Origin of the sequence: Variovorax ureilyticus (assembly GCF_050632185.1) — a bacterium.
In the GTDB taxonomy this organism is placed as follows: Bacteria; Pseudomonadota; Gammaproteobacteria; order Burkholderiales; family Burkholderiaceae_C; genus Variovorax; species Variovorax ureilyticus_A.
On the sequence record NZ_CP192579.1, the window covers coordinates 3,082,459 to 3,108,079 of the forward strand.

25 protein-coding genes and 1 pseudogene are annotated in these 25,621 nt (G+C 66.4%); 16 read left to right on the forward strand and 10 right to left on the reverse strand.

The features are described from left to right. Positions 1–43 precede the first annotated feature (43 nt). The 15 genes and pseudogenes from fliF to map all read left to right on the forward strand — a co-directional run bounded on the left by fliF (position 44) and on the right by map (position 12,485). Complete coding sequence (fliF, locus tag ACQ858_RS15230; RefSeq protein ID WP_431276873.1) at positions 44–1,765, forward strand: flagellar basal-body MS-ring/collar protein FliF; 1,722 nt, start codon at positions 44–46, stop codon at positions 1,763–1,765. Continuing rightward, positions 1,755–2,753, forward strand: a complete 999-nt coding sequence (gene fliG / locus ACQ858_RS15235; RefSeq protein WP_431273526.1) for a flagellar motor switch protein FliG — start codon at positions 1,755–1,757, stop codon at positions 2,751–2,753. Before fliF ends, fliG begins: the two co-directional genes overlap by 11 nt. Continuing rightward, positions 2,740–3,516: a flagellar assembly protein FliH gene (gene fliH, locus ACQ858_RS15240; RefSeq protein WP_431273527.1), complete on the forward strand. Its 777-nt coding sequence runs from the start codon at positions 2,740–2,742 to the stop codon at positions 3,514–3,516. Before fliG ends, fliH begins: the two co-directional genes overlap by 14 nt. Positions 3,517–3,568: 52 nt before the next feature. Further along, positions 3,569–4,990 carry a flagellar protein export ATPase FliI gene (fliI, locus tag ACQ858_RS15245; RefSeq protein WP_431273528.1) on the forward strand — a complete coding sequence of 474 codons (1,422 nt, stop codon included), beginning with the start codon at positions 3,569–3,571 and terminating at the stop codon, positions 4,988–4,990. A gap of 14 nt (positions 4,991–5,004) precedes the next feature. After that, on the forward strand, positions 5,005–5,460 hold the full coding sequence (fliJ, locus tag ACQ858_RS15250; RefSeq protein ID WP_431273529.1) for a flagellar export protein FliJ: 456 nt from the start codon (positions 5,005–5,007) through the stop codon (positions 5,458–5,460). Positions 5,461–5,476: 16 nt separating this feature from the next. Beyond that, positions 5,477–6,850: a flagellar hook-length control protein FliK gene (locus ACQ858_RS15255; RefSeq protein ID WP_431273530.1), complete on the forward strand. Its 1,374-nt coding sequence runs from the start codon at positions 5,477–5,479 to the stop codon at positions 6,848–6,850. 197 nt (positions 6,851–7,047) lie between these two features. Then, the gene (locus ACQ858_RS15260) at positions 7,048–7,446 is read left to right on the forward strand and encodes a flagellar basal body-associated FliL family protein (protein WP_431273531.1); all 399 of its coding nucleotides are present in this window, start codon (positions 7,048–7,050) and stop codon (positions 7,444–7,446) included. Positions 7,447–7,467: 21 nt separating this feature from the next. Further along, positions 7,468–8,469: a flagellar motor switch protein FliM gene (fliM, locus tag ACQ858_RS15265; protein WP_431273532.1), complete on the forward strand. Its 1,002-nt coding sequence runs from the start codon at positions 7,468–7,470 to the stop codon at positions 8,467–8,469. After that, a complete protein-coding gene (gene fliN, locus ACQ858_RS15270) occupies positions 8,462–8,896 on the forward strand; it encodes a flagellar motor switch protein FliN (RefSeq protein ID WP_431273533.1) in 435 nt (144 codons plus the stop codon). Before fliM ends, fliN begins: the two co-directional genes overlap by 8 nt. Before the next feature lie 128 nt (positions 8,897–9,024). Continuing rightward, positions 9,025–9,462 (forward strand): flagellar biosynthetic protein FliO, encoded by a 438-nt coding sequence (gene fliO, locus ACQ858_RS15275; RefSeq protein WP_431273534.1) that lies wholly within the window; start codon positions 9,025–9,027, stop codon positions 9,460–9,462. Continuing rightward, positions 9,459–10,217, forward strand: coding sequence for a flagellar type III secretion system pore protein FliP (gene fliP / locus ACQ858_RS15280; protein ID WP_431273535.1), 759 nt, complete (start codon positions 9,459–9,461; stop codon positions 10,215–10,217). The genes fliO and fliP overlap by 4 nt, the downstream gene beginning before the upstream one ends. A gap of 10 nt (positions 10,218–10,227) precedes the next feature. Beyond that, positions 10,228–10,497 (forward strand): flagellar biosynthesis protein FliQ, encoded by a 270-nt coding sequence (fliQ, locus tag ACQ858_RS15285; RefSeq protein ID WP_431273536.1) that lies wholly within the window; start codon positions 10,228–10,230, stop codon positions 10,495–10,497. Positions 10,498–10,510: 13 nt separating this feature from the next. Continuing rightward, a pseudogene (gene fliR, locus ACQ858_RS15290) lies at positions 10,511–11,301 on the forward strand (flagellar biosynthetic protein FliR). Positions 11,302–11,439: 138 nt separating this feature from the next. Continuing rightward, complete coding sequence (locus tag ACQ858_RS15295) at positions 11,440–11,694, forward strand: ParD-like family protein (RefSeq protein ID WP_431273537.1); 255 nt, start codon at positions 11,440–11,442, stop codon at positions 11,692–11,694. After that, positions 11,694–12,485: a type I methionyl aminopeptidase gene (gene map / locus ACQ858_RS15300; protein ID WP_431273538.1), complete on the forward strand. Its 792-nt coding sequence runs from the start codon at positions 11,694–11,696 to the stop codon at positions 12,483–12,485. The genes ACQ858_RS15295 and map overlap by 1 nt, the downstream gene beginning before the upstream one ends. Positions 12,486–12,519: 34 nt before the next feature. On the opposite strand, the gene ACQ858_RS15305 is transcribed toward map, so the two are convergent. Next, entirely contained in the window at positions 12,520–13,797 is a 1,278-nt protein-coding gene (locus ACQ858_RS15305) for a lactonase family protein (protein WP_431273539.1), read from the reverse strand. Between the two features lie 570 nt (positions 13,798–14,367). On the opposite strand from ACQ858_RS15305, the gene ACQ858_RS15310 reads away from it, so the two are divergent. Then, on the forward strand, positions 14,368–15,993 hold the full coding sequence (locus tag ACQ858_RS15310) for a purple acid phosphatase family protein (protein ID WP_431273540.1): 1,626 nt from the start codon (positions 14,368–14,370) through the stop codon (positions 15,991–15,993). Between the two features lie 77 nt (positions 15,994–16,070). On the opposite strand, the gene ACQ858_RS15315 is transcribed toward ACQ858_RS15310, so the two are convergent. The 9 genes from ACQ858_RS15315 to ACQ858_RS15355 form a co-directional block, all read right to left on the reverse strand. Then, entirely contained in the window at positions 16,071–17,726 is a 1,656-nt protein-coding gene (locus tag ACQ858_RS15315; protein WP_431273541.1) for a Na/Pi cotransporter family protein, read from the reverse strand. 82 nt (positions 17,727–17,808) lie between these two features. Continuing rightward, positions 17,809–19,146, reverse strand: a complete 1,338-nt coding sequence (locus tag ACQ858_RS15320) for a DUF5666 domain-containing protein (RefSeq protein WP_431273542.1) — start codon at positions 19,144–19,146, stop codon at positions 17,809–17,811. Continuing rightward, positions 19,143–19,919 carry a DUF6502 family protein gene (locus tag ACQ858_RS15325; protein WP_431273543.1) on the reverse strand — a complete coding sequence of 259 codons (777 nt, stop codon included), beginning with the start codon at positions 19,917–19,919 and terminating at the stop codon, positions 19,143–19,145. Before ACQ858_RS15325 ends, ACQ858_RS15320 begins: the two co-directional genes overlap by 4 nt. 195 nt (positions 19,920–20,114) lie before the next feature. Then, positions 20,115–20,630, reverse strand: coding sequence for a GspH/FimT family pseudopilin (locus ACQ858_RS15330; RefSeq protein ID WP_431273544.1), 516 nt, complete (start codon positions 20,628–20,630; stop codon positions 20,115–20,117). 31 nt (positions 20,631–20,661) lie between these two features. Then, the gene (locus ACQ858_RS15335; RefSeq protein ID WP_431273545.1) at positions 20,662–22,869 is read right to left on the reverse strand and encodes a pilus assembly protein; all 2,208 of its coding nucleotides are present in this window, start codon (positions 22,867–22,869) and stop codon (positions 20,662–20,664) included. A 26-nt stretch (positions 22,870–22,895) separates the two neighbouring features. Then, the gene (locus tag ACQ858_RS15340) at positions 22,896–23,828 is read right to left on the reverse strand and encodes a hypothetical protein (protein WP_431273546.1); all 933 of its coding nucleotides are present in this window, start codon (positions 23,826–23,828) and stop codon (positions 22,896–22,898) included. A 43-nt stretch (positions 23,829–23,871) separates the two neighbouring features. Next, positions 23,872–24,102, reverse strand: coding sequence for a hypothetical protein (locus tag ACQ858_RS15345; RefSeq protein ID WP_431273547.1), 231 nt, complete (start codon positions 24,100–24,102; stop codon positions 23,872–23,874). A 14-nt stretch (positions 24,103–24,116) separates the two neighbouring features. Beyond that, the gene (locus ACQ858_RS15350; protein WP_431273548.1) at positions 24,117–24,425 is read right to left on the reverse strand and encodes a pilus assembly PilX family protein; all 309 of its coding nucleotides are present in this window, start codon (positions 24,423–24,425) and stop codon (positions 24,117–24,119) included. Next, a complete protein-coding gene (locus tag ACQ858_RS15355; RefSeq protein ID WP_431273549.1) occupies positions 24,422–25,615 on the reverse strand; it encodes a PilW family protein in 1,194 nt (397 codons plus the stop codon). Before ACQ858_RS15355 ends, ACQ858_RS15350 begins: the two co-directional genes overlap by 4 nt. Positions 25,616–25,621: the final 6 nt, after the last annotated feature.

Genomic DNA, 25,621 nt, shown 5'->3' on the forward strand with positions numbered 1-25,621 from the left:
CCGGGGCGTGACCGCCGCGGCAACGCCAGCGAACGCGGCGCCGATGGCGGCCTCCTCGCTTCCCCCGTTCCTCGAACGACTGCGCGCGCAGCCCAGGCTGCCCATGATCGTCGGCGGCGCCGCGCTGGTCGCGGCAGCCGCCGCCTTCACGTTGTGGAACCACGGGCCCGAGTACAAGGTGCTCTACACCAACGTGTCGGACCGCGACGGCGGCGCGATCATCGCGTCGCTGCAGCAGATGAACGTGCCCTACAAGTTCGCCGAAGGCGGCGGCGCGATCCTCATCCCCGGCGACAAGGTGCCCGAGGCACGCCTGAAGCTCGCGGCGCAGGGCCTGCCCAAGGCGGGCGGCGTGGGCTTCGAGCTCATGGACAACCAGAAGTTCGGCACCAGCCAGTTCGCCGAGCAGGTCAACTACCAGCGCGCGCTCGAGGGCGAACTCGCCCGCTCGATCGAGTCCATCGGCAACGTCGATTCGGCGCGCGTGCATCTCGCGATCCCGAAGCCCTCGCTCTTCGTGCGCGAGCAGAAGAAGCCTTCGGCCTCGGTGGTGCTCACGCTGCAGCGCGGCCGCAGCATCGACGAAGGCACGGTCAGCGCGATCGTGCACATGATCTCCAGCAGCGTGCCCGAGCTCGATGCCAAGAGCGTGACCGTGGTCGACCAGCGCGGCAACCTGCTCTCGGCCGCCAACAGCGGGGCGCGCGGGCTGGATGTGAGCCAGCTCAAGTACACGCAGGAGATCGAGCAGGGCTACATCCGCCGCATCGAGGCGATCCTGCAGCCGATCGTCGGCGCGAACAACGTGCGCGCGCAGGTGGCGGCCGACATCGACTTCTCGGTCGTCGAGCACACCGACGAGAAGTACAGCCCCAACGCGGACCCGGCGCGCGCCGCGATCCGCAGCCAGCAGTCGAGCGAATCGACGCAGCGTGGCGCGGTGCCGCCGGGCGGCGTGCCGGGCGCGCTGTCGAACCAGCCGCCGGTGAACCCGACCGCCCCGATCACCACTCCGCCCCCGCCCGGCCAACCCGGCGCGCAGAACGCGCCGGGCGCCCGCGGCGCCCAGAACGCTGCCGCCGCGAACGCCGCCAACTCGGCCGTCTCGACTGCCGCGACCGCCGGCCCCGGCAGCGCCCGCAAGGACGTCACCACCAACTACGAGCTCGACCGCTCGATCCGCCACGTGCAACAGAGCGCCGGCGGCGTCAGGCGCCTGTCGGTCGCCGTGGTCGTGAACTACAAGGATGCGATCGAAGCCGGCAAGACCACGCAACGCGCGCTGACGCCGGTCGAGATCGACCAGATCCGCAACCTCGCCAAGGAAGCGATGGGCTTCAGCCAGGAGCGCGGCGATTCGCTCAACGTGGTCAACAGTGCCTTCGCCGATGACCGCGAGCCGCCGGCGCCGGAAGTGCCGCTGTGGCGCGACCCGCAGAACATCGATCTGGCGAAGACGATCGGCGGCTACCTGCTGGTCGCGATGCTGGCCCTCTTCGCGTGGTTCGCGGTGCTGCGTCCGCTGCTGCGCAAGCAGCTTGCACCGCCGCCGGCACCTCAACCCGCGGCCGCGACCGAAACGCCCGCCAGCGACGAGCCGAAGCTGGAGGACGACCTGCCGCAGATCTCGCCGGACGAGGCCCTGCGCGTGCGCGAAGCCGCACGCCAGAAGGCCGACATGGATTACGCCCATCAGCTCGCCGAGCAGGACCCCAAGCTCGTCGCGACGCTGATACAGCACTGGATGAACAGCAATGATCAGTGACATCGGAACCCGCAAGAGCGCCATCCTGCTGCTGGCGCTCGGTGAAGACCGCGCGGCCGCCGCGCTCCACCACCTGCCCACCGCCGAGGTGCAGACGCTCGGCCTCGCGATGGCGAAGCTCAACGCCGTCTCGAAGGACGAACTCTCATCGGTGCTCGCCGAGTTCCGGCAGGAGACCGAACAGCTCTCCGCCCTGCATCTCGGATCGAGCAGCTACATCCGCGCGGTGCTCAGGAAAGCGCTCGGCGAGGACCGCGCGAGCAACCTGCTCGAGGACATCCTGCAGGCCGACGAGCCGCACAGCGGCATCGAGCGCCTCAACCAGCTCGAAGCCAGCGAAGTGGCCGAACTCATCCGCGACGAGCATCCGCAGATTCTCGCAACGGTGCTCATCCACCTGGATCGCATGAAGGCCTCGGAAGTGCTCGAGAAGCTGCCGACGCGCCTGCGTCACGACGTGATCATGCGCATCGCCACCTTCGGCGGCGTGCAGCCGTCCGCACTCAACGAACTCACCGACGTGCTCACCGAGATGCTCTCGGGCCAGGGCCTCAAGCGCAGCCGGCTCGGCGGCGTGCGCACCGCCGCGGAGATCGTCAACCTCATGGCCAGCGCGCAGGAGGAAGAAGCCATCGCCCACGTGCGCGAAGTCGACGAGACGCTCGCGCAGCGCATCGTGGACGAGATGTTCGTCTTCGAGAACCTGCTGGGCCTCGAGGACCGCAGCATCCAGCGCCTGCTCAAGGACGTCGAAGCCGACTCGCTCATCATCGCGCTCAAGGGCTCGACGCAGGAGCTGCGCGACAAGTTCCTCGGCAACATGTCGCAGCGCGCCGCCGAGACGCTGCGCGAAGACATGGAACTGCGCGGGCCGGTCCGCGTGTCGCAGGTCGAGGCCGAACAGAAGTCGATCCTGCAGGTCGCCCGCCGCCTTGCCGAATCCGGCGAAATCGTGATCGCAGCGCCTGGCACCGATGACTTTGTCTAAGCACGCCTTCACCCCGGGTGCGCGCGCGCTGCTCGCGTCGGCCTATGCGCCGCCCGCCAGCGCGCCGATCGCGCCCTCGTCGCCCCGGCCCGGCAAGCCGGTTCTGTCCGCATGGCAACGCTGGGAGATGGACACGCTGACCGAAGCGCAACCCGCATCGGGTTCGCAGCGCCTCGCCGCCGCGCCCGCCGAGGTCGCGCCCTCCCCCGCCTTGCTGCATGCGGCCGAGCTTGCGCAGTTGCGCCGCGAAGCGCGCGCCGCCGGCGAAGCCGAAGGCCGCAAGGAAGGCCTCGCGAACGGCCGCACACAAGGCCTGGCGGAAGGCCACGCCGAAGGCGTTGCGGCCGGACTCGCCGCCGCCAGCGCGCACGCCGAACGGCTGCGCGCGTTGGCGACCAGCCTGCCGGCCGCGCTGAACCGCGCCGAAAGCGAAGTGGCCGATGCGCTGCTCACGCTCGCGCTCGACATTGCGCGGCAGGTGGTGCACCGCACCCTGCGCGCCGAACCCGAATGGGTGCTGCCGCTGGTGCACGACCTGCTCCACGCCGAGCCCACCCTACAGGGCGAGCCGCGCCTGCTGATGCATCCGGACGACGTCGCGCTGGTGAAGAACAGCCTCGGCAACGAACTGGAGGCCGCAGGCTGGCAGGTGCGCGCCGACGACACGATGACGCGCGGCGGCTGCCGCGTGCAATCCGCAAGCGGCGAGCTGGACGCCAGCCTGGAAACCCGCTGGAAGCACGTCACCACCGCAATCCTATGAACACCCCCAGCGGCCCGGCAAAGCCGGCTCCGCGGGGTTCCGGAGAACTGACATGACGACCGACACGCCGATCGATCTGGCTGGCGAGCATCTTCAAGCCTGGCTTGACAGGCTCTCCCGTGCGCGCCAGGACGTGCGCCGCGCGCCGACCAGCGTGCAATCGGGCCGCCTCACGCGCGCGGTGGGCCTCGTGCTCGAAGCGGTGGGACTCCAGCTGCCGGTGGGCAGCGACTGCCTCGTCGAACTGCCGCCGGGCCACACGCACCGCTATGCCGAGGCCGAGGTGGTCGGCTTCGCGGGCGACAAGCTCTTCCTGATGCCGCAAAGCGAAGTGTCCGGCCTGCTTCCCGGCGCGCGCGTGATTCCGCGCAATGGCAGCACCGGTTCGACTCTGGCCGGCGAAGGCCACGCCAAGCGCCTGCCGGTCGGCGAAGGCATGCTCGGCCGCGTCGTCGATGCAGCGGGGCGGCCGCTCGACGGGCTCGGCCCGCTCGACATCGCCCGCAAGGTGCCGCTGTCGTCGCCGCCGATCAACCCGCTCACGCGCGCACCGATCGATTCGGTGCTCGACGTCGGCGTGCGCGCGATCAACGCGATGCTCACCGTCGGCCGCGGCCAGCGCATGGGCCTTTTCGCGGGCTCCGGCGTCGGCAAGAGCGTGCTGCTCGGCATGATGGCGCGCTACACCAGCGCCGAAGTGATCGTGGTCGGCCTGATCGGCGAACGCGGCCGCGAGGTGAAGGACTTCATCGAGAACACGCTGGGCGAGGAAGGCCTCGCGCGCGCGGTCGTCGTGGCCGCGCCCGCCGACAACTCGCCGCTGCTGCGCCTGCAGGGTGCGGCCTACGCCACCTGCCTCGCGGAGTATTTCCGCGACCAGGGCAAGGATGTGCTGCTCATCATGGATTCGCTTACCCGCTATGCGATGGCGCAGCGCGAGATCGCGCTGGCAGTGGGCGAGCCGCCCGCCACCAAGGGCTACCCGCCCTCGGTGTTCGCGAAGCTGCCGGCGCTGGTGGAACGCGCCGGCAATGGCGCGAGAGACGCCAATGGACACGGCGGATCGATTACCGCGTTCTACACCGTGCTCTCCGAGGGCGACGACCAGCAGGACCCGATCGCCGATTCGGCGCGCGCGATCCTCGACGGCCACGTGGTGCTGTCGCGCTCGCTCGCCGAGGCCGGTCACTATCCGGCGATCGACATCGAGGCGTCGATCAGCCGCGCGATGACCGCCCTGATCCCGCCCGCGCAGTTCGACGTGGTGCGCCGCTTCAAGCAGATGCTCTCGCGCTACCAGCGCAACCGGGACCTCATCAGCGTCGGCGCGTACGCCCCCGGGCACGACACGCAGCTCGACCAGGCGATCGCGATGTATCCGCGCATCGAGGCCTTCCTCCAGCAGGCCATGGAAGAACGCACCGACTACACGGCGTCGATCGCGCGCATGACCAAGCTCTTCGAACCCGGCTGACCCAAGGAACAACCATGCCCCAGCGACTCCCTCTTGAAATGCTGACCGACCTGGCCCGCACGCAGACCGACGAGTCCGCGAGGCGGCTCGGCACGCTGCAGAACGCACAGCAGAGCGCCAGCCAGAAGCTCGAGATGCTGCTCAAGTACCGGCAGGACTACGCCTTGCAGTTGCAGGCGCTCATGAGCGAAGGGCTGGCCACGGCCAAGCTGCGCAACTACCAGGCCTTTCTGGTCACGCTCGACAGCGCGATCGAACAGCAGCGCGCCATCGTCGCGCAGGCGCTGACACGGCTGGACCACGGCCGCGACGACTGGCGCAACAACAAGCGCCGCCTCAACTCCTTCGACACGCTTGCCGAGCGCGTGCGTCGCCAGGAACTGATGGCGCAGGCCAAGCGCGAGCAGCGCGACAGCGACGAACGCGCGGCGCGCAAGTTCTTCGACCGCGCCGCCAACCCGACCATCTGAAGCTTCCGGAGCCCACATGCCCACCGTCATCTCGCCTTCCATCAACCTATTGGGTCCGCAGGGCGCAGCCTCCGGTCCGCGCGGCCGCAATGCCGAGCAGCCCGAAGGCCGCAGCTTCGGCGCCGCGCTCGACCGCTCGCGCGCGACCAGCGCCGCAGACACGCAGGAATCCGCCGAAACGTCCGGCACCGCGCCGCTTGCAGGCCGCAAGACCGCACGCGCCGAAGACAAGAAGAGCGAGCTCAGCGCGGACGACGTCATGGCCCTTCTGACGCCGCTGCAGGCGCCCGTCGTCCCCGCCGCGGCGCCCGGCAGGCTCGCGCCCGAGCAGGCAACGAAGGGCGGTGCCGGAGCGACGGTCGACGGACTCGCTGCCGGCTCGGCATCGGGCACGCTGCCCGAAGAGGCGCCGGTCCTCCCCGACGGTGCAGCGCAGACTGCGGCGGATCAGGCCGCCGCGAAGACTGCACGCGCCGCGGCCGCGCCGGCGCACGACGACCATGCCGAAGCACCGGCAGCGAATCCGCCGGACGACGCCGCACTGCCGCTCGCGACCGCCGCAGCCGCCGCGGCGACACCGCCGACGGACGCAAGCCCCAAGGCCGCCGTCACGACACCCTCGCCCACCGCCGGCGCAACCACGAATGCCAAAGCGCCCGCCGTGAAAGCGGCAGCCGCCGCTTCCGATGCCCCCGCCGCTGCCGAGGCCGCCACTGCCACGGCAGCGAGCGCGGACAAGCCCGCCGTCGTAACGCAAGCCGCAGCAGCCGTCGAAACCGCCAAGGCCGACGCACCGGCCGCGCGGCCCGACACCGCATCGATCGAACCGGCCGCCACGCCCGATGCGCAGGCCCTGTCGGCGCTGCAGGCCGGTGCCGCGCCCATCGCCGGCCGCGACGCTGCGCCGGCGCAGTCCGCGCCGGTGCTGACGGTGGCGCCGCAGGTCGGCAGCACCGAGTGGGGTCCGGCCATCGGCCACCAGATGATCCGCATGAGCACCACCGGCCACCAGGTGGCCGAGCTCAACCTGAATCCGGCCAACCTCGGCCCTCTCAAGGTCACGCTGACGATGGGCGACAACCAGGCACAGGCGATGTTCGTCTCGGCGCACGAGTCGGTGCGCAAGGCCGTCGAGGCCGCGCTGCCGCAACTGCGCACCACGCTGGCCGAACAGGGCATCAATCTCGGCCAGACCTCGGTCGGTGCGGATACCCGCCAGCCGAACGGCGGCAATGCCTTCGCCCAGCAGAACCCATCGCGCCCGCAGGGCCAGCCGGACTACCCGGGATCGGGTCGCGCCGACAGCGCCGCCGCGCAGACGGTCGCCGCGGCGCCTTCGGCCGCATCCGCCTTGCGCCGCGCCACGGCGGGCCTCGACACCTTCGCGTGAACACCTTCCAGGCAATGAACGATCTGAAGCGCTTTTCCACGCTTGATCAGCCGTTCGCCTGCCGGGGAGTTCGCAAAGAATAGACCGAACCAGTTACCTCGCTTCAACATGGCTACTTCATCTCCCGCCGCCACCGCCGCGCCCGCCGCAGCCCCCGCTCGTCGAAGCTCATCATCGGCCTGCTGGTCGGCGTTGCCGTGCTCGCCGCCGGCGCGGCCGGCTACATGTACTTCCAGCACAAGTCGGGCGCCGCCCCGGCCGAAGCCGCGAAGCCCGTGCCCGAGAAGCCGATCTTCGTCACGCTCGAACCGATGACGGTCAACCTCCAGGCCGAGGGCCGCAAGTACCTGCACGTCGGCATCTCGCTCAAGGTGAAGGACGAAGCCTCGAAGGCGCAGATCGTCGAGTTCATGCCCGAGCTGCGCAGCCGTGCGCTGCTGCTGCTGTCCAACCGCACGCCCGACACGCTCATGTCCACCGAGGACAAGACCCGGATCGCCGCGGAGGTCCAAAGCGAGCTGAACCGCCCGCTCAACGACACCCTGCCGCCGCAAGGCATCACCAGTGTCTCGTTCAACACCTTCGTGGTGCAGTAAAGACCTCGAGGCAAGCGACCCATGGCCTATGAACAGGTCCTTTCGCAGGACGAGGTCGATGCGCTGCTCAATGGCGTCACCGGCGGCAGCGTCGACCAGACATCGAAACCCGCGCCACGGGCAGACGGCCTTCCGGCCTACGACCTCGGTGCGCCCGACCGCGTGGTGCGCGGCCGCATGCACACGCTGGAGGTCATCAACGACCGCTTCGCGCGCGGCCTGCGCAGCGCGCTCCTGAACTTCATGCGCCGCAGCCCCGACATCTCGGTGGGGCCGGTGCAGATCCAGCAGTACGCCGAGTTCGTGCGCCACCTTCCGGTGCCGGCGAACATCAACATGCTGCACATGAAGCCGCTGCGCGGCACTGCCCTCTTCGTGTTCGACCCGAAGCTGGTTTTCCTCGTGGTGGACAACCTCTTCGGCAGCGACGGCCGCTACCACGTGCGCGTGGAAGGCCGCGACTTCACGCGGACCGAACAGCGCATCATCAAGCGCCTGCTCGACCTCTCGCTGCAGTGCTACGCCGAGGCGTGGCAGCCGGTGCACCCGCTGGTCTTCGACTACATCCGTGCCGAGATGCACGGCAAGCTCGCCAACATCGTCGCGCCCAACGAGGTGGTGGTGAACACCACGCTGCAGATCGAGTTCGGCCCCCTCGGCGGCTTCCTGCACGTGTGCATCCCCTACTCGATGATCGAGCCGATCCGCGACCTGCTGTCGAACCCGATCCAGGACGAGGTCGAGGTCGACAAGCGCTGGGTCAAGCAGATGTCCCGGCAGATGCAGTCAGCCGACGTCGAGCTCACCGCCGATTTCGTGACGATGTCCTCCACGATCGGCAACATCCTCAAGCTCCAGGTCGGCGACGTGCTGCCCATCGACCTGCCGGCCAGCGTCGTCGCGAAGGTCGACGGCGTTCCGGTGATGGAGTGCGGCTACGGCATCTCGAACGACCGCTACGCCCTGCGCGTGCAAAACATGATCAATCACCAAGACAGCGATTCGAAGAACGACCATGACTGACAACACTTCTCCCGCCAGCGAAGCCGACGACTGGGCAGCCGCACTGGCCGAGCAGACCGCAGCCAGTGCGCCCGAGGCATCGCCCGAGCCGACGCCGGCGCCCGCCACGACGCAGGTCTTCCAGCAGATCCAGGAAGCGGCTTCGGCCGCGGCCGGGGTTACGGCGCTCGACATCGCCCGCGTGATGGAAGTGCCGGTGCAGCTCACCGCCGAGATCGGCCGCACGCGCATCACCATCAAGAACCTGCTCCAGCTCTCGCAGGGCTCGGTCGTCGAGCTCGACGGGCTCGCCGGCCAGCCGCTGGACGTGCTGATCAACGGCTACCTCATCGCGCAAGGCGAAGTGGTGGTGGTGAACGAGAAGTACGGCATCCGGCTGACGGACATCGTGACGCCTTCCGAGCGGATGCAGAAACTCGCCCGGTGATGAGCACACCCCCAGCCTCGCCCACTTCGTGTGGCTCTGCACCCCCTTGCAGGGGGCAATCCCAGTGGCCCGGCAAAGCCGGTTCCACGGGATTTCCGGGTTTGGGCGCGCGTTGGCTGACGGCTTTGGTGACGCTTGCGGTGCTGCCGGCGCACGCGGTGCTGCCCACTGTGCCTTCGCACACCGCTGCTGAAGCCGCACCGGCCGTCGGCGCGGGCGGGCTGCTGCAGGCGGGGTTCGGCATGGTGGTGGTGCTGGGGTTGATCTTTCTGTGTGCGTGGCTCGCGCGGCGCTTCGGGTTGCAGCGCTTCAATGGCGGCAATGTGGTGAAGGTGGTGTCGAGTTCGAACGTCGGGCAGCGCGAACGTGTCGTGGTGGTCGAAGTGAGCGGTACATGGCTCGTGCTCGGCGTCACGCCCAACCAGATCAATACGCTGCACACACTGCCCGCGCAGGCGGTGTCGCAAGCCTCTGACGCCGCGCACACGGCGCCGCTGAAACCCATCGACCTCTTCGCGCAGAAGTTGCGCGAATCGATCACCGGCAAGACCCGAACGGCTCCATGATGCGCAACGTTTTTCGCCGAAGCCTTCGGGGCGGCGTGGTGCTGCTCGCGGCCATGCTGCCGCTCGCGGCCTGGACGCAAGGCCTGCCGGGCCTGACCAGCACGCCCGGACCCGGCGGCAGCCAGACCTGGTCGCTCAGCGTGCAGACGCTGGTGATGCTGACCTCGATCACCTTCCTGCCCGCGCTGCTGCTGTCGATGACCAGCTTCACGCGCATCCTGATCGTGCTGGGCCTCTTGCGCACCGCGATCGGCACGCAGGCGTCGCCGCCCAACCAGGTCCTCGTCGGGCTGTCGCTCTTCCTCACCTTCTTCGTGATGTCGCCGGTGCTCGACAAGGCCTACACCGACGCCTACAAGCCCTTCTCGGACAACAAGATCAGCGCCGAGAAGGCGCTGGAGCGCGGCATCGAGCCCTTCAAGACCTTCATGCTGCGGCAGACGCGCGAGAACGACCTCGCGCTCTTCGCCAAGCTCGCCAAGGCGCCGGAAATGCAGGGGCCCGAGGAAGTACCGCTGCGCATCCTGCTGCCGGCCTTCGTCATCAGCGAGCTGAAGACAGCCTTCCAGATCGGCTTCACCATCTTCATCCCGTTCCTCATCATCGACATGGTGGTCGCGAGCGTGCTGATGTCGATGGGGATGATGATGGTGCCGCCCGCGAGCATCGCGCTGCCTTTCAAGCTGATGCTCTTCGTGCTGGCCGACGGCTGGCAGCTCTTGATCGGCGCACTGGCGCAAAGCTTCTTCACCTAAAGAGACCGCGATGACACCCGAATCAGTCATGACCATCGGCAGCCAGGCCATCCAGGTGTCGCTGATGCTCGGTGCGCCGCTGCTGCTGGTGGCGCTCGTGATCGGCCTGGTGATCAGCATCTTCCAGGCGGCCACGCAGATCAACGAAGCGACGCTCTCGTTCATTCCCAAGCTGGTCGCGATCTTCCTCACGCTCATCATCGCCGGACCGTGGATGCTCGAGAAGATGCTCGACTACATCCGCGCCCTGTTCATGAGCATTCCGCAGCTCGTGGGCTAGGGCCTCTTCACGGATGCCGCAGGTCTTCTCGGTCACCTCCGCACAGCTCACCGCGTGGCTGGTGGCCTTTCTCTGGCCCTTCGTGCGCATGCTGGCGCTGGTCAGCACCGCGCCGGTGCTCGGCGAAGGGACCGTGCCGCGCCAGGTCAAGGTCGGCTTCGCGGCCTTGTTCGCGATTCTTCTCTCCCCACCCTCGGACCGATGCCCGACGTGCCGGTCGTCTCGGCCGGCGGCGTGTGGATCATCATCCAGCAGGTGCTGATCGGCGCGGCGATGGGTTTCACGATGAAGCTGGTCTTCGCCGCGGTGCTCGCGGCGGGCGAATACATCGGCCTGCAGATGGGCCTGTCGTTCGCGTCCTTCTTCGACCCGATGAGCGGCGGCGCGACCATGGTGGTCGCGCGCTTTCTCAACATGCTCGCGATGCTGATCTTCATCGCGGTCGACGGCCACCTGATGATGATCGCCGCACTGGCCGAGAGCTTCCAGGCGCTGCCGGTCTCGGACGCGCCGCTGAACGCAAACGGATGGATGGTCATCGCGGCCGGCGGCGGACAGATCTTCGCGAGCGGGCTGATGCTGTCGCTGCCGCTCGTCACCGCCTTGCTCACGCTCAACCTCGCGATGGGCATCCTGAACCGCGCCTCGCCGCAGTTCAGCATCTTCGCAGTCGGATTTCCGCTGACGCTGCTCGCCGGCATCGGGATGCTGCAACTGCTGATGCCGCACCTGGGCTCGATGCTCACGCCGCGGTTCGATGCGGGGATCGAGGCGATGGTGCGGTTGGTGCAGGGGTTGAGGTAGAAGACGGGGCCCGGGGGCGCATCTTCACCTTCCTGGCAACGGTGCCACCGACAAACACGGCGTGCAGCTCACCACCCGTGTCGCTCCGCAACAAGTACCGCTATACTTCATATACGTTTCGTATATTCGGAGTTCCTAGTGGGTATCGTGAAAATTTCCGACCAGATGCACGAGAACCTGAGGGTGGCAGGGAATGCCCTCAGCAGGTCCATCAACGCGCAGGCAGAGCACTGGATGCGGGTCGGCATGTTGACCGAGATGCACCCGGAGTTGGACCACCGGGAAATCTGCCAAATGCTGATACGGGCTGAGCTCGCTGGAGGCCTGGACATCGCCGTCGCGGTCGCCGCCCCTGCTGCCAGGCCTCGAGCATCCTCGACTGGAAAGCGGTAATGGCGCGGGACATATCCATCAAGTCCGCGGAAGACATCGGGATGGCGCGACGCGCCGGCCAGCTTGCCGCGGAGGTTCTCAGCATGATCGAGCCGCACGTCGTGCCGGGGGTGAGTACGGAGACACTGGACCGAATCTGCCGCGAGCACATCGTGAATGTCCAGGGTGCAATCCCAGCCAACGTGGGGTACCAGGGGTATCCGAAAACCATCCTCACTTCCGTCAACCAGGTGGTTTGTCACGGCATCCCCTCGCCCGACAAGATTCTGAAGAAGGGCGACATCATCAACATCGATGTCGCCGTCATCAAGGATGGCTGGTTCGGCGACACCAGTCGCATGTACTTCGTCGGACCGCCCAGCACCTTGGCGCGGCGCCTGGTGGAGACGACTTACGAAGCCATGCGGGCAGGAATCCGACAGGTCAGGCCTGGAGCCACTCTCGGCGACATCGGCCATGCCATCCAGTCGGTCGCCGAGCGGGAGCACTTCAGCGTGGTGCGCGAGTACTGCGGACACGGTATCGGTCAGGTCTACCACGACAAGCCGGACGTGTTGCACTATGGGCGGCCTGGGGAAGGGCTCAAGCTGGAGCCGGGGATGGTCTTCACCATCGAACCGATGCTCAACGCAGGCAGACGCGATACCAGGCAATTGCCTGATGGGTGGACTGTCGTGACCAAGGACAGGTCTTTGTCCGCGCAGTGGGAGCACATGGTGGCCGTCACCTTGGAGGGGTACGAGGTGCTTACGCGTTGGCCGGGAGGCACCGGTGCCTACGCACCGGTTTGACGCTCAGCTGTCGGGGCCTTGCGGATGGCGTGGCCTATCGTGCAAAAGCGATGCCTCGAGGTCCTCCTCCCGTCGCTGCTGCAGGCCCTGCTATCGGGTTCAACGCGCCGCTCGTGGAATCAAGCGCGTAGCCAGACACGGTGCTGGCATTCCAATTAGCCACGTAGGCAAAGCGACCCGTCGGGTCCGTGGTCACGAAGTATGGGCTGGTCCCTGCGGCTACCGTCGGCGTGGCCATGGGACCCAGTGCGCCGGTTACGGCGTCGATGTTGTAGGCCGATACGTTGCCGGTCGTCGAATTGGCAACATAGGCGAACCGTCCCGTGGGGTCCACTGCAATACTGAAAGCGCTGCCCGCCGTGGCCACTGTCGGCACCGCCATCGGAGTCAGTTCGCCTGATACAGCATTGATGGTGTAGCCCGACACATTGTTGGACCCAGCGTTTGCCACGTAGACGAATCGCCCGGTGGGGTCAACAGCGATGGAGATTGGACCGCTGCCTGTAGTGACCGTCGGCCCAGTCAATGGGGTCAGCGCGCCAGTTGAGACGTCGATGGAGTACGCCGAAACAGAGCCTGGCGATTGGTTGGCCACGTAGGCAAAGCGGCCCGTGGGGTCTATCGCGATGGGGAATGGGCCCGTCCCGGCGACCACCGGCGCCGTGGCGATCGGGCTCAACGCCCCGGTTGTGCCATCGATGCCGTAGCCGGAGACGGTGTTGGCGGTACGGTTGACCACGTAGGCGAATCGGCCTGTGGGATGCACCGTCACGGAGACGGGGCCGGCCCCCGTTGCGACGGCAGGGACGGTCATTGGATTCAGCGTGCCCGTGGTGGCGTCGACGGAGTAGGCCGACAGGGTGTCAGCGCTGAAGTTCGCCACGTAGACAAACTTGCCAGACGGCGTGGCGGCAATGGATACGGGCTGCATCTGCGTCGCCAAATCAGGCCCAGGCAAAGCACGCAGCTCACCCGTCGAAGCGTCGACGGAAAGCGCCGTAACGCTGTTGGCGAACTGGTTCACCGTGTAGGCAAAGCGCGCGGCAGGTGCAACGCACGTCACCGTCACGTTGACGACATCTGCGGCGGCGACGGCGCCGCTGCCGTTGGTCACGCTACAGACTCGGGTCTGGATGCTCGGCTGAGACTTGGCCGTCACGGCATAGGTTGCCCCGCTGGCAAGTGCCGTGGCGAAGGTGAAGCCACCGTTGGCCGCAATGGTCAAGTCATCCCCGCCGTTGTTTTGCAGGACCAGCCCTGTGCCCAGGAGGCCGCTGACGGTGCCGCTGACAACATAAGTGCGCGCGGGCACTTCGGGGGTGGCTGGCGTTGAAGGCGTTGAAGGCGTTGAAGGCGTTGACGGCGTTGCTGGCGTTGACGGCACCGCAGGTGTTGAAGTTGCCCCGGTCGCGGCTAGGGGCGTGCTGCCGCCGCCACCACAGGCAGCGAGAGCAAGCGCCGCGCTGGCAACAAGAATGGCACCGATGCGGCTCGGTGCGGGCCGAGTTGCAGCGCACACGCAGGCAATGAAGGACTCGTACATGGAATCAGGCAATCCTCTGAATGAAACTAAATGATACAAATGGCGTACGGTATCAGCTTTGCCGGGCAGGGGGCATTCGCCATCGACCAATCAGACGTCGTCGCGCAAGGCATCAGACGCGAACGTCGGTGATGCGGCGAGTGGGTTTCTTCAAGGACTGAGGGCTCTTGACCGCATTCCAGTCATTGCCCCCTGAATTACTTCGTTACGATTTCTGGAGGGGTGACGGGTCGCTTTATTGGTGCCGTCATATGGCAACACTAATCTCGCCGCGCTGCAAGAAGATGCCAGCCGGCATCCTCCGGCGTTTCAACTCGAAAGATCGAGAGGAGTGAGGACATGACACTAGAGCACGACGAAACCAACCTCCAACTCAGCCGACGGAAGCTGCTGGCCGCCGCCGGCATCGTCGTCACGGTAGCGCCGGTGCTGACGAGCGGGTCGGCCCACGCGGCTTCCGATCGCGCTGGGGATCGCAGTCACCGCGTCGAATCCGACCCGGTGGCGACGCCGCCGGTGGCCGGCTTGCACCTGCAGTTCGGTGCGGATGCATCGTCGAGCGTCGTGGTGTCCTGGCACACGCTGCAGCCCGTGCGGAATCCGCGGGCGCTGATCGGAGGACTCGACGGCCGGCTCGAATACCACGTCGCGGCCAAGGAGGTGAGCTACACGGACGCCAAGTCGAAGCAGGTCGTCTACGCCTACCATGCCCTGGTCAACGGCCTGAAGCCAGACTCGGCCTATCTCTATGCCGCCCTGCACGAAGGCGCCGAGCCCCAGTTCGGAACCTTCCGCACCGCGCCGCGCGGCCGCGCGGCCTTCACCTTCACCAGCTTTGGCGACCAGGGCACGCCCACGCTGGGCAAACAAATCACGCCGGCGGGCTCGACCAACCCGATCTACGTGAACGACAACCTTGGTTCGCCGGCGGCGGGCGACACCACCCTTGGCGTGGAGCGGGTCAAGCCCTTGTTCCACCTGTTCAACGGCGACCTGTGCTACGCGAACCTGGCCACCGACCGGGTGCGCACCTGGTGGGACTTCTGGAACAACAACACCCGCAGCGCCCGTAACCGGCCCTGGATGCCATCCGCGGGTAACCACGAGAACGAACTGGGCAACGGGCCGATCGGGTTCCAGGCCTACCAAACCTACTTCTCCGTGCCGGAAGCACAGGGGCAGACTCCCGTGACCAAGGGACTGTGGTACGCCTTCACCGCCGGCGCGGTGCGCGTGCTGAGCATCAACAACGACGACGTGTGCTACCAGGACGGCGGCAATTCCTATGTGCACGGCTACTCGGGCGGCGCCCAGAAGGCCTGGCTGGAGCAGGAACTGGCCGCGGCGCGCGCGGACCGCGGCATCGACTGGGTCGTGATCTGCATGCACCAGGTGGCCGTCTCGAGCGCCAACAATTTCAACGGCGCCGACCTGGGGATTCGCCAGGAGTGGATGCCGTTGTTCGACAAGTACCAGGTCGATCTGGTGGTATGCGGCCATGAGCACCACTACGAGCGCTCTCATCCGATCCGCGGGGCGCTCAGCAAGCTCCTGACGCCGCAGCCGGCCGACTTCAACACCACGGTGGTCGACACCACCAAAGGCACGGTGCATATGGTCATCGGCGGTGGGGGCACCTCGGTGCCGTCGAACCAGCTGTTCTTCAACCCGCCCCAGTGCCGCGTCATCACCGGCGTCGCGGCGCCGGACCCCACCACGGGAAAGCGTGCGCCGATCTACAACTTCGGCGGCGACCCGGAATACGCGGCCTGGTCGGCCGTGCGCAACGCCGCGCATTCCTACGGCTTTGCCGCTTTCGAAGTCGATCCGGGCGCCCACGCAGGCGGCTACACCACGATGAAGGTGACTTACTATGACGTGGTGGGTCCGGACGGCCAACTGGCCCCCTTCGAGACCTTCACGCTGCGCCGACCCCGCCGCGACGCCGGCTTTCAGGCGAACTGAACCTCGTCGGAGGCGACGGCCGCGCCGCGGATCGCGGCTGTCGCCTCTGGTCATCGGCGTTCGGTCGGCATCGGCGATTACAGACCCTGCTCCCTCACCGTCTTCGCAATCCGCCGGGAGAATCGCGCGATCTGCCGGATCGCCTCGATCAGGTCCGTGGCCCGGCGGAAGTCCAGCACGTCGACCTTCTCGTTCAGCCGGAGCTTGTCGAGCACGCTTTGCCGCGCCGCGACGGCCAGCGTATCGATCTCAGCCTTCACTCCCTTGACCGTCGGCGCGTCCTCTCCACCCGGCCGGTGGATCATTCCGATCACCTGCTCGAGATGGCCGACGACAGCTTCGACGAACCGGGTGGTGTGCTCATCGCGCAGGCGGGCCAGGTCGACGCCGTCCTCCATCCTCTGCTGGCGCCCGATGATCAGGCTGCTCGTCACGACATCGCGGATACCGTCCAGGCTGGTCGTGACCTGCGTGAGTCCGACCATCTTGCGGCCCTCGTCCTCCGAGTGTTCCTCCTGCGACAGGCGCCCGAGGTAGTGCAGGATCGCCGACGTCAGCCGGTCGATTTCCTTGTCTTCCTCGAGCAGGCTCTGGACATCCGGCGATTTCGTTTCAGCACCGGCAGCAAGGCCGGCCCTGACCATCCGAAGGACCATTCCGCCGAGCCGCTCCACCTCCAGGTAGACCTTTTCGAGCCCGAGTGACGCGGCCGCCAGCGAGGCGTCGTCGAGGTAGATCGGTTCGCCTTCGCTCGTCGGCTTGTGACGCGCCGGAACGAGCCACTCTGCGAACCTCGCGATCGGCCCGACGAACCCGATCAGGATCAGCGTGCTGGCGACGCTGAAGATCGTGTGCGTGTTGGCCACCTGGCGCGGCGTCTCGGCCGCCGGGCGGGCGACGCCTTCGAGCTCCGGCGAGGACGGCGAGATGGCCCTCACGAGATCGGCGAACTGCGGGATGACGAAGACGAAGAACAGCACGCCCAGCACGTTGAACAGCAGATGCACGATACCGACCTGCAGCGCCTCGGGCGGCCTTCCGATCGCAGCCAGCAGCGCCGTTCCGCAGGTGCCGACGTTCGCGCCCAGGATCAGGGCGATCCCGGCTTCGAGGGGCATCAAGCCCTGCCCTGCCAGCGCGATGATGACCGCCAGCGTCGCCGCGGAACTCTGCACGATCGCCGTGAACACCGCCCCCGCCACGATGCCCAGGAGCGGCCCCTTCATGTTCTGCATCGCGTCGATGAAGGGCTGGAACGTGCGCAGCGGACGGGTTGCGTCGCTCATGAACTGGATGCCCAGAAAGAGCAGGCCGAATCCGAGCACGACGCCGCCGAGCTGCCTGATCAAGGCACGGCCCGCGAACGCATGGCAGAGAAAGCCGACCGCCAGCATGAAAGGCGCAAGCGCCGACACGTTGAACGCGATGATCTGCGCGGTCACGGTCGAGCCGATGTTGGCGCCCATGATCATCGGCACCGACTGGGCGAGCGTCATGAGTCCGGCCGAGACGAACCCCACCATCAGCACGGTGGTGATCGTGGACGAATTGAGGACGGCGGTGACCGCGGCGCCGGCCAGCACGCCCCGGAACCGGTTGGCGGTCATCTTGCCCAGCATCACCTGCAGCTTCGGTCCGGCGATCGTCTTGAGCCCGTCCGTCATCAGCTCCAGGCCGAAGAGAAAGAGCGCAAGGCCGCCCAGCAGCGAGCCCAGCATCGGGATGAGCTTCAACCCTGAATCCTCCAACGTGCAACGCAGGGAGAGGATTGTGCAAGGCCGAGGGCGAAGGTCAAGCCTTCGGGGTGCTCGTCGGCTAGTTGAAGCTCACCTGGTCGGCGATCAGGGCGCCATTCACGATCCGGGTGCCCAGCACCGTCACATTGACGCTGTTCGCGAGGCTGGCCTGCGTCCCGTTCACGAACACCACGCCGGGGCCGCTGGCATCCACCAGCTGTCCGCGCACGCGGAAACTCGCGGGCGAGACATAGTTGCCGATGCTTCCGATGAGCGTGTAGGAGGGCAATGCGCCAGCGCCCGGGATATGCCTGATCTTGAGCTCGGACGCGACGAGCACGCCATGGGTGAGCGTTCCGCCAACCTGGACCTTGACGTCATTGTTGATCTTGCTGGCGGCGCCGCCGGTGACCTTGGCACCCGAGGCATCGACAGATTGACCCAGGACCCGGAACGCACTCAGGGACGTGTAGTTCGTGATCACGCCTTCCAGTTGCACCGGCAGCCCGTTCACCGTGGGGATCGGGTACCACGCTTCGACTTGCGTGGCGGCGAGCAGCCCCGCTGTCGGCTGCGCATCGGCACGGACACGCACGATCATTTCGTTCGCCAGCCCGCCTGCGCCGAGGCCGCCGGCCAGGTTGGCTGAACCGTAGGCAACGCTCAGGTTGCCCAGCATGAAGGTGCGGCTCGCCGCATCGAGTTGCTGGACGGTGCCCGTGACGATGGGTGTCGTGTTCGATACCTGCTTCTGGACGCGCGTCGCGCGCAACACGCCGGGACTTGCCGGCAGGCCCCAGACCTGAACGTTCGCACCGACCGCGAGGCTCGCCACGCCGGGAAGATCGGCCCACACGGTTGCGTCATCGAGGGTCACCAGGGTGCCCATGACCACGAAGGTGCCTGCGGCCGGATCCACGAAAGTGACGGGTCCGCGCAGGTCCGCCGCCGATGTCAAGCGCGTGGCGACGCCATTGCTGAAGGAACCATCGACCGGGCCGGTGACGGCGATCGACATCCCGATCTGCAACTCCGTCGCGTCGCTGAGGCGCATGGCCGCGTTGTCGACGTTGTAGCGCAGGCCATTGACGATGATGCTCCCCATGCCATCGACCGCGCCGACGCTGGTCGCTGCGTCGGCCGTGCTGACGCCGGTCCCGCCGGAGCCGACGCCCGATCCGTCGCCATTCGAGGCGGTGGTCGTCGATCCGCTGTCCGAACCGGCACCGCCGCTGTCGGCGCCACCCGCTGATTCGAGGGGCGCTCCGGCGGAGGCGATCGTGGACGTGCTGCCGCCCGCGCCCGCCGATGCGACGGAACCCGCCAGGCCACTGCCGGCATCGCCGCCGCCGCCGCATGAAAGCAGCAAGGCCAACAGCAAAGGCGACAAGCCGCGGAGCAAATATCTGATGTTCATGATTCGCCGTCGCCAGTGCCTGACGGCTTCTCGGCGTTCTCGAAATACGTGTAGATACCGACGCGGATTCTGCCCAAAGCCGAATCGCCCGCTGTATCGACAGCATGGGTCATCTTGTCGACAAGTTCGTGATGGAGCGTGCTCCAGCGCTGGCGGACGAATGCATGGATGCGTTCGCAGTCCTCGGGGGTCACCCCATTCGCATAGACAGAACGTTCCAGCATGGGTGGCCGTTCGCCGAGGATGTTCGATACCGACGCGAACAGGTGATCGCGGGAATTGTCTCCAAGGAATGCAAGCATCGACCGAAGATCTTGCGCAGGAACGAAGGCATCGGCTTTGAGTTCGACGTAGCCGTCATCCTCGTCCACCATACCGAGCCGCACCAGTTCATCGAGGATGGCACGGTGATGGACGTTGCCGCGGCTGCCCTCCCTGGCGAGCTTTTCGAATGACGGTGTTTCCGCGTCGCCCATGATGGGCAGCCGCCGGTATGCAGCGTCGTCCGACAAGAACTGGAGCCAGAGGGTGACCGTCTTCGCTGATGGCGAGACGTCCGTGTTCGGCAGCGGGTCGGCCGTCTCCCGCACCTTGGCGGTCACCATCTTGCGATTCAGCCCGGTCGTGACCGACAACTGGCTGATGTTCGGCGCCTTCACGCCCTTGGCACGCCACAAACGGTGCGCCTCGTCCAGGAGCAGATCGCGCAGCAGTTCTTCGAGCTGGACATGTTTCAGCCCCATGGCCAACGCGAGCCTGACGACCGGACGCATGATGCGCGCGCAGGCAGCCTGAGCCCATACGAGTCGGTCATCCATGGAGGTACGGCAAGTCTGTAAGCGATTCCGGTTGATCAGACGCTAATGTAACAAGCGAGTGACATTTGAGTCATGTCAGCGGATTTCTTTCGGCGCAGCGCCCGCCCTGGCACAAGCGCTTCATGGTCGCATGCCCGCATTCGGGCCGCATCAAGCGCAAGCACCGAGGGTCGTGCTCGTGATCGAGGTTCGCCCCGTCGCGCTGATCTTGACCACGCGCTCCTGGCTGCCTGCGGTTGGAGTGGCGCGGCAGATGTTGATGCTGGCCTGGGTGGCACCTAGCCCCGTGGCGTCGTAATTCAGCGACGACGCGCCCCCTGCCTCGCGCATCAGATAGCCGCTTGCGGCAGCCGGCTGCTGCCGCAGCACGGTCGTGCCGCTGAGCACTATCCAGCCTGCCTCCCAGTGGCCGTCCGTAGCGCAGGTGCTGCCATCCGCCGAGGCGCAGAGCGTCACCGACGCGTTGCGCTTGATGGCCTCACTGCGCGCAAGCTGGTTGGCCGCCACCAGCGAAGTGGCATAGGCGTTCAGCCGGCTGCTCAGACTCACGCTGTCGAAAGCGGGTACAGCGACGGTGAGAAGAATCACGGCCACCGTGACGGTGACGAGCAGTTCGATCAGCGTAAAGCCGCGTCCCCGCGCGCGCAGGAGGGGCGGCTGGTGCATGGGAGATCGCGGGCCGGCCATGTTGTTCGCCCTACCGCTGGATGAACCAGTAAACGCGGCCCTTGGGCTGCTTGAAGGCAGCCTGGGGCGTGCTGCCTTTGGGGTTGAGGAAGGAGGATGCGCTGCAACCCACACACACGTCCCGCGTGCTCCCATCCTCGAATTGCACTGGGCCCAGCCAGGGTGAGGGTGCCAGACCGCCGCCGGTCACGTTCTGGAAACGACCATTGTTCGATCCCGCGGCGTTGGTGTAGGCGACGTTATAGACATTGGCCATCCCCAGGTCGGCCTTGCACGACTGGAGGCGGCTGGGGTCGCTGGGGATGTGGGTGTCGAAGGTGGTCGTGCCGTAGGCCGTGACCGAGGCAGTCACCACCTGTTCGCCCGCGGCCAGCGTCAGGTACCAGCCCTTCTTGCTCGACAAGTCCGCCGGCGCTGGCGTCGCAGTGGAGGTGATGGCCAGCAGCGACGCCCGGCACAGCAGCCCTTGACCGCAGTCGGCGTTGCCGCTCGGGCCCTCGTTGCTGAGCCAGGTCGCATCGGTGGGTTTGTCCACGAGCATGTAGAAGCGGTTCGCCACGCTTAGAGCGCTCGTGTAGCTGCGCAGCGGCTTCTCGCGGTCGCCCGAGCCGATCAGGATCACATAGGCGCCGCTGTCCTGCACCACATCGGGCGCAAACATGAACTTGCGGTTCGGGCTACAGGTGGTCACCGTGTCGCAGCCCAACGAGGCCACCTGCGTCAGCGTCCAGGTGCCGGGTGCACCACTGGCCATGCCGTCGATGCGATACACGTTGCCCCCCAGATCGGCCGCGTAGGCGATCTGGGCCTGGCCAGCGGCGTTATTGACCACTGTCACCTCGCCGACCACGCCACGCGCCGTACTGAAGCTCTTGAGCAGGCTACCGGTGTTGGCGTCGACCACGTAGATCTGGTTGCCCTTGTTGCTGCTGGTGCAGTTGGCGGGGTCAGCGTCCTCGCACTTGTCGTAGCCGCCACCAAACACCAACATGGGGCTCGCGCCGCTGCTGTAGCCGATGGAGGTGAAGGATTTGGGCGCAGACCAGGTTTGCCCGATACCTGAGAAGCCCGTGCTGCAGCCCGTGTCGTCCGCCAAATGCGGGCATCCCAGCTTCCACTTGAGCGTGGGTGCGGCTGGGCTTGAGACGTCGAAGGCGTAGATGGCACGGCCGCCGCGGCGCATGCTGGCGTACAGCCAGGTTTTCTGGCCGTCGGCGCTGCGGTAGGCCGTCACCGGGCCGTCCATGCCATAGGTCTTGGGCTGAGGTGTGGGCATGCTCGTCATCGGGGTGAGCCCCGGATAGCTGATCTGCGGGCTGTTGTTGTACAGGCGCAGGATGTTGCCGTAGAACTCCGGTGGCATGAAGGACCACAACTCGCCGCCGGCCGGCACGCCGTTCGCCGTGATGCTCGGGTTGCCGTTGACGGCACGCAGCATGCCGTCGTTGCCGCCGTAGTACACGACCACCTGCCGACCCGCGAGCGCGTCGGTGCCGTAGTTGATCGCCACGGGCCGCGAATGCACCACGTCGCCATGCACCATGGGGCGCACCGGATAGCTGGTGACCGGTAGGGCCAGCAGATCGGGATCGTTGCTATTCGGACCTGGCGCGTTGTTGACGCCGCGCGCCCAGTTGATCAGGTTGTCGCGACTCGGCGTGCTGGTGGTGGTGATGCTGGCGCCAAAGGCACTCGGCGGCACCGCCGTCGTACTCAGGTTCGTGTCGAAGTTGGCGAGGGCGGTGCAGTTGCTGTCGGAGCAGGTCTTGACGGTGCGGGTGATGGCACCGCTGTTCACCGCGAGCGAGCGCAGCATGTAGGCTTGGGCGCCTTTTTCCACGACGTTGCCGTCGGGGCTGTTGGACGACTGTGCTCCGAGGCAGTTGCCCGAGGGATTGAAGGCCCAATAGGCGTCCTTGGTCACGTTTGTCCAGAAGCTCAGCGCGCAAGCGTTGATGAAGCCCGTGCCCAGGTCAATGGCGCCGGCGCCGGCCGCGTCCTGCAACTGCACGTTCTGGCTCGCATCGAGCCCCAGCTTGTACTGCTTGATGTTGCCGTTCCAGCGTGGCAGCGCACTGCCGTCGGGCCGGAACATGCCCACGAAGAGCTGATTGAGGTAGGAGCCCTGCGTATTCACGCTCATGGGCAAGCTCACGGTCGCGAAGGCGCTGTTGACCGACTGGATCTTGCTGAAGATGTCGTTGAGGGCATTGGTCATGTCCATCTGCAACGTGGCGTTGTTCTTCAGGGGAAGTAAGTGCCGTTGCTCACGTTGGCCATGCTCTGCAGAAGCGCCGACCAACCAGGGCCCTGGCCGGTGGTGCCGGGCAGAACGTCGAGGGTGAAGACCCTGACCCCCATGTTCTTGTACAGAAAGCGCGACCACTCGTCGGCCACTGTGTCCTGAGAGCCACTGGGGTTGAGCACGATCGGCGTCGTGTCGCCGCCGGCCGCCTGCAGCAGACTGTTCGCGAGCGGGCTGCCGTTCGCTCCGTTGCTGTCCTGCGCAGGGCCGTTACTGATGTAGATCACAAAGGTGCCGGCGCAGCCGCTCGAGGCCGGCGCTGTGTATTGGGTTCCCGCGAACGTGCTCAATGCGTTGCCCGGCAACGCGTAGATTGCGTTCGAGGCAGTGTCGCCGGCGGTAATGGGGTTCTTGCCGGTACCACTGCTGATACTGTTCCCGGTGTAGTCGGCCCTGACCCTGCTGGTGCCCGTAACAGGAGCGCCCCCCGAGAGATAGCGATAGACCTCCGCCATGGTTACGCCCGCCTCGCCGCCCTGCGCCTTGTCATTGTTGGAGTTCAGGTTGCTGATCAGTGCGCCGTACTTGGCTTGGGTCGCCTTGTCCATGCTGCGGATGGCAGCTCGGACATAGCCGCCCTGCGAATTCGCATTGGGGGAACCCGTTTGCGAAAACATCATGACCCCCACTCGAAACTTGGCCGCTCCGGACGCATCGACGGGTAGTGCGCTGAAGGCACTCGCCAGTGCCCCCATCTCGGCAGTAAAAGGAGAATTCCAGTTGGCGGTGTTGTCCACCACGAACAGCACGTTTGGAATGTCAGTGCTCGACGGGTTGTTGCCCGTGAACAGGTCGATGTCCTCGGCCTGAGTGACCGCCATCGGCAACGCCAACGCCAGCGACACGCACAGCTTGAAAAGATTTTTTCTCATGGAGGGAAGCCCTGGAAGGTTTGCAAGGAGCCCGACGGCTGGGCTAGTGGCAGAAGGCGTCGTACTGCGCCTGGTTGATCAGCACGCGTACGCCCTCGCGCACGGTGGTCGTGGCGCCGGTTGCTGCATCGGCCACCGAGGTGTTGATGTCCCACACCGCGCTGTACTGGTTGGGCACGCCATTCAGGCCCGAGCCGCTGCTGGATCCGCCACCCGTGATACCGCCTGGCCCAGCCGCGCCGCCGGTACTGCCGGCCACCTGGGAGGCCCGCACGCAAGTTGGGGCCGCTACCTGCACTGGTAGTCAACGACGCCGTCGTTGTTGATGTCCACGCTGCTCTGGGTGGCCACCGGCGTGGCCAGCGTGGGGGTTCCGTCAGGGTTAGGCAACAACAGCGAGGTCAGCACCTCTTCGATCGCGCGGTTGGACGCGGCGACGGCCTCGTCGCGCACCTGGATGTTTCCCACGGCCTTGAGATTGCCATTACTCAGGGAGAAGCCAGCGACCACCGTCAGCGTGATCAGCACCAGCATGATCAGACCGACGATCAGGGCCGCGCCACGTTGTGCGCCAGCGGCGGACATTCGGCGGTTCATGGCGCATCCCTCCGGCCCGCCACGTTGTTGAGGCGAATGCTGGTGCTAAACAGGTGCCGCTTGTAGTGCTGGTCCGCGGTCGGTGGCGTATAGGCGGCAGCGCTACCCAGGGTATAGGTCTTGGTATCGGTGAAGCCGGCCGTTTGCGTCGTGCTGCGTGCCAGCACGTAGAGCTTGGCGGCCACCACATTGATCAGCTGATCTGCGGTGCACGGCGCTGCAGTGCTGCAGTGAACGAAGGCGCCGTCCGGGCTGCCGTCCCCCCGATTGGTAGGGGTGGTTCGGTTGAGTGGGTCTGACCAGGCGATGGCCTGGGTGTAGTTGACGGCTGCGCCTGTCGAGCTCAGGGTATCCAGCCCCAATTCGACGCGGAACCCTTCGATGCCCTCGACCAAGGGAACCGGGGCCTGCTGGGCCAGCGTGCCGGCAAGGCATGCAGGGGGCGTACTGGCAGGATCGACGACACAGTCGAAGCGCGATCGCGCCAATGTCGGAATGCCGTCGGGAGTGCCGTCGGCAGCCTTGTCCGCGTAGGTGCGTACGTAGTAGATGTCAGAGATGAACTTGCGTTTGGGCGAAGCCGTAGCGCAATCCCGCGCGTGCATGTTGGCAAAGCCGCTCGTCGAAAGATCGTAGCTGGACGCCGGCTCCGAACCACACAGGGAGGACTGGAAGTACAGCTTCCCAGCCGTATCGGCCTCGCAGTTGGACGTACCGGGCAGGCAGTTCTCGGCATGCCGCACGACGAGCACGTCGGTGCCCGCCCTCCAGTCCTTCAACAGCCCGGAACAGTTTGCGGGCACTGCGTCGTACACCTGCAGGGGTATGTCAAGCAGGCTGCGCTTGTAGGCGTCGGTCCAGTTCGTCGCAGAGTAGGCGAGGCAGGGGTCGGGGGGCGTACCGGTGGGTACATTGGCCGGGATGCCGGAAACCGACAGGTCGGTGAACTGGGGCACGTAGTTTTCCCAGAAGCCAGCGTGCGAAATCTCGTTCTCGAGCACGAATACACCGACGCGGCCGCTTTCGATCTGCTGGTTGATCTTGGCCATCTCACGCTGCGCGCTGCTCACGTTGAGGAACAGCGCAATGAGCGCGGCCACGACGATCAGCGTGATGGTGATCGACACCATGAGCTCGATCAGCGTCAGGCCGCGTTGCTTGCGACGTGCAGGTGCACGCAGGTGAGCCATAGGGAC

Coding starts and splice junctions, on each gene's coding strand:
- fliF (WP_431276873.1), top strand. CDS start 44: ATGGCGGCCTCCTCGCTTCCCCCGTTCCTCGAACGACTGCGCGCGCAG.
- fliG (WP_431273526.1), top strand. CDS start 1,755: ATGATCAGTGACATCGGAACCCGCAAGAGCGCCATCCTGCTGCTGGCG.
- fliH (WP_431273527.1), top strand. CDS start 2,740: ATGACTTTGTCTAAGCACGCCTTCACCCCGGGTGCGCGCGCGCTGCTC.
- fliI (WP_431273528.1), top strand. CDS start 3,569: ATGACGACCGACACGCCGATCGATCTGGCTGGCGAGCATCTTCAAGCC.
- fliJ (WP_431273529.1), top strand. CDS start 5,005: ATGCCCCAGCGACTCCCTCTTGAAATGCTGACCGACCTGGCCCGCACG.
- ACQ858_RS15255 (WP_431273530.1), top strand. CDS start 5,477: ATGCCCACCGTCATCTCGCCTTCCATCAACCTATTGGGTCCGCAGGGC.
- fliM (WP_431273532.1), top strand. CDS start 7,468: ATGGCCTATGAACAGGTCCTTTCGCAGGACGAGGTCGATGCGCTGCTC.
- fliN (WP_431273533.1), top strand. CDS start 8,462: ATGACTGACAACACTTCTCCCGCCAGCGAAGCCGACGACTGGGCAGCC.
- fliP (WP_431273535.1), top strand. CDS start 9,459: ATGATGCGCAACGTTTTTCGCCGAAGCCTTCGGGGCGGCGTGGTGCTG.
- fliQ (WP_431273536.1), top strand. CDS start 10,228: ATGACACCCGAATCAGTCATGACCATCGGCAGCCAGGCCATCCAGGTG.
- map (WP_431273538.1), top strand. CDS start 11,694: ATGGCGCGGGACATATCCATCAAGTCCGCGGAAGACATCGGGATGGCG.
- ACQ858_RS15310 (WP_431273540.1), top strand. CDS start 14,368: ATGACACTAGAGCACGACGAAACCAACCTCCAACTCAGCCGACGGAAG.
- ACQ858_RS15320 (WP_431273542.1), bottom strand. CDS start 19,146: ATGAACATCAGATATTTGCTCCGCGGCTTGTCGCCTTTGCTGTTGGCC.
- ACQ858_RS15325 (WP_431273543.1), bottom strand. CDS start 19,919: ATGCGTCCGGTCGTCAGGCTCGCGTTGGCCATGGGGCTGAAACATGTC.
- ACQ858_RS15330 (WP_431273544.1), bottom strand. CDS start 20,630: ATGCACCAGCCGCCCCTCCTGCGCGCGCGGGGACGCGGCTTTACGCTG.
- ACQ858_RS15335 (WP_431273545.1), bottom strand. CDS start 22,869: ATGACCAATGCCCTCAACGACATCTTCAGCAAGATCCAGTCGGTCAAC.
- ACQ858_RS15340 (WP_431273546.1), bottom strand. CDS start 23,828: ATGAGAAAAAATCTTTTCAAGCTGTGCGTGTCGCTGGCGTTGGCGTTG.
- ACQ858_RS15350 (WP_431273548.1), bottom strand. CDS start 24,425: ATGAACCGCCGAATGTCCGCCGCTGGCGCACAACGTGGCGCGGCCCTG.
- ACQ858_RS15355 (WP_431273549.1), bottom strand. CDS start 25,615: ATGGCTCACCTGCGTGCACCTGCACGTCGCAAGCAACGCGGCCTGACG.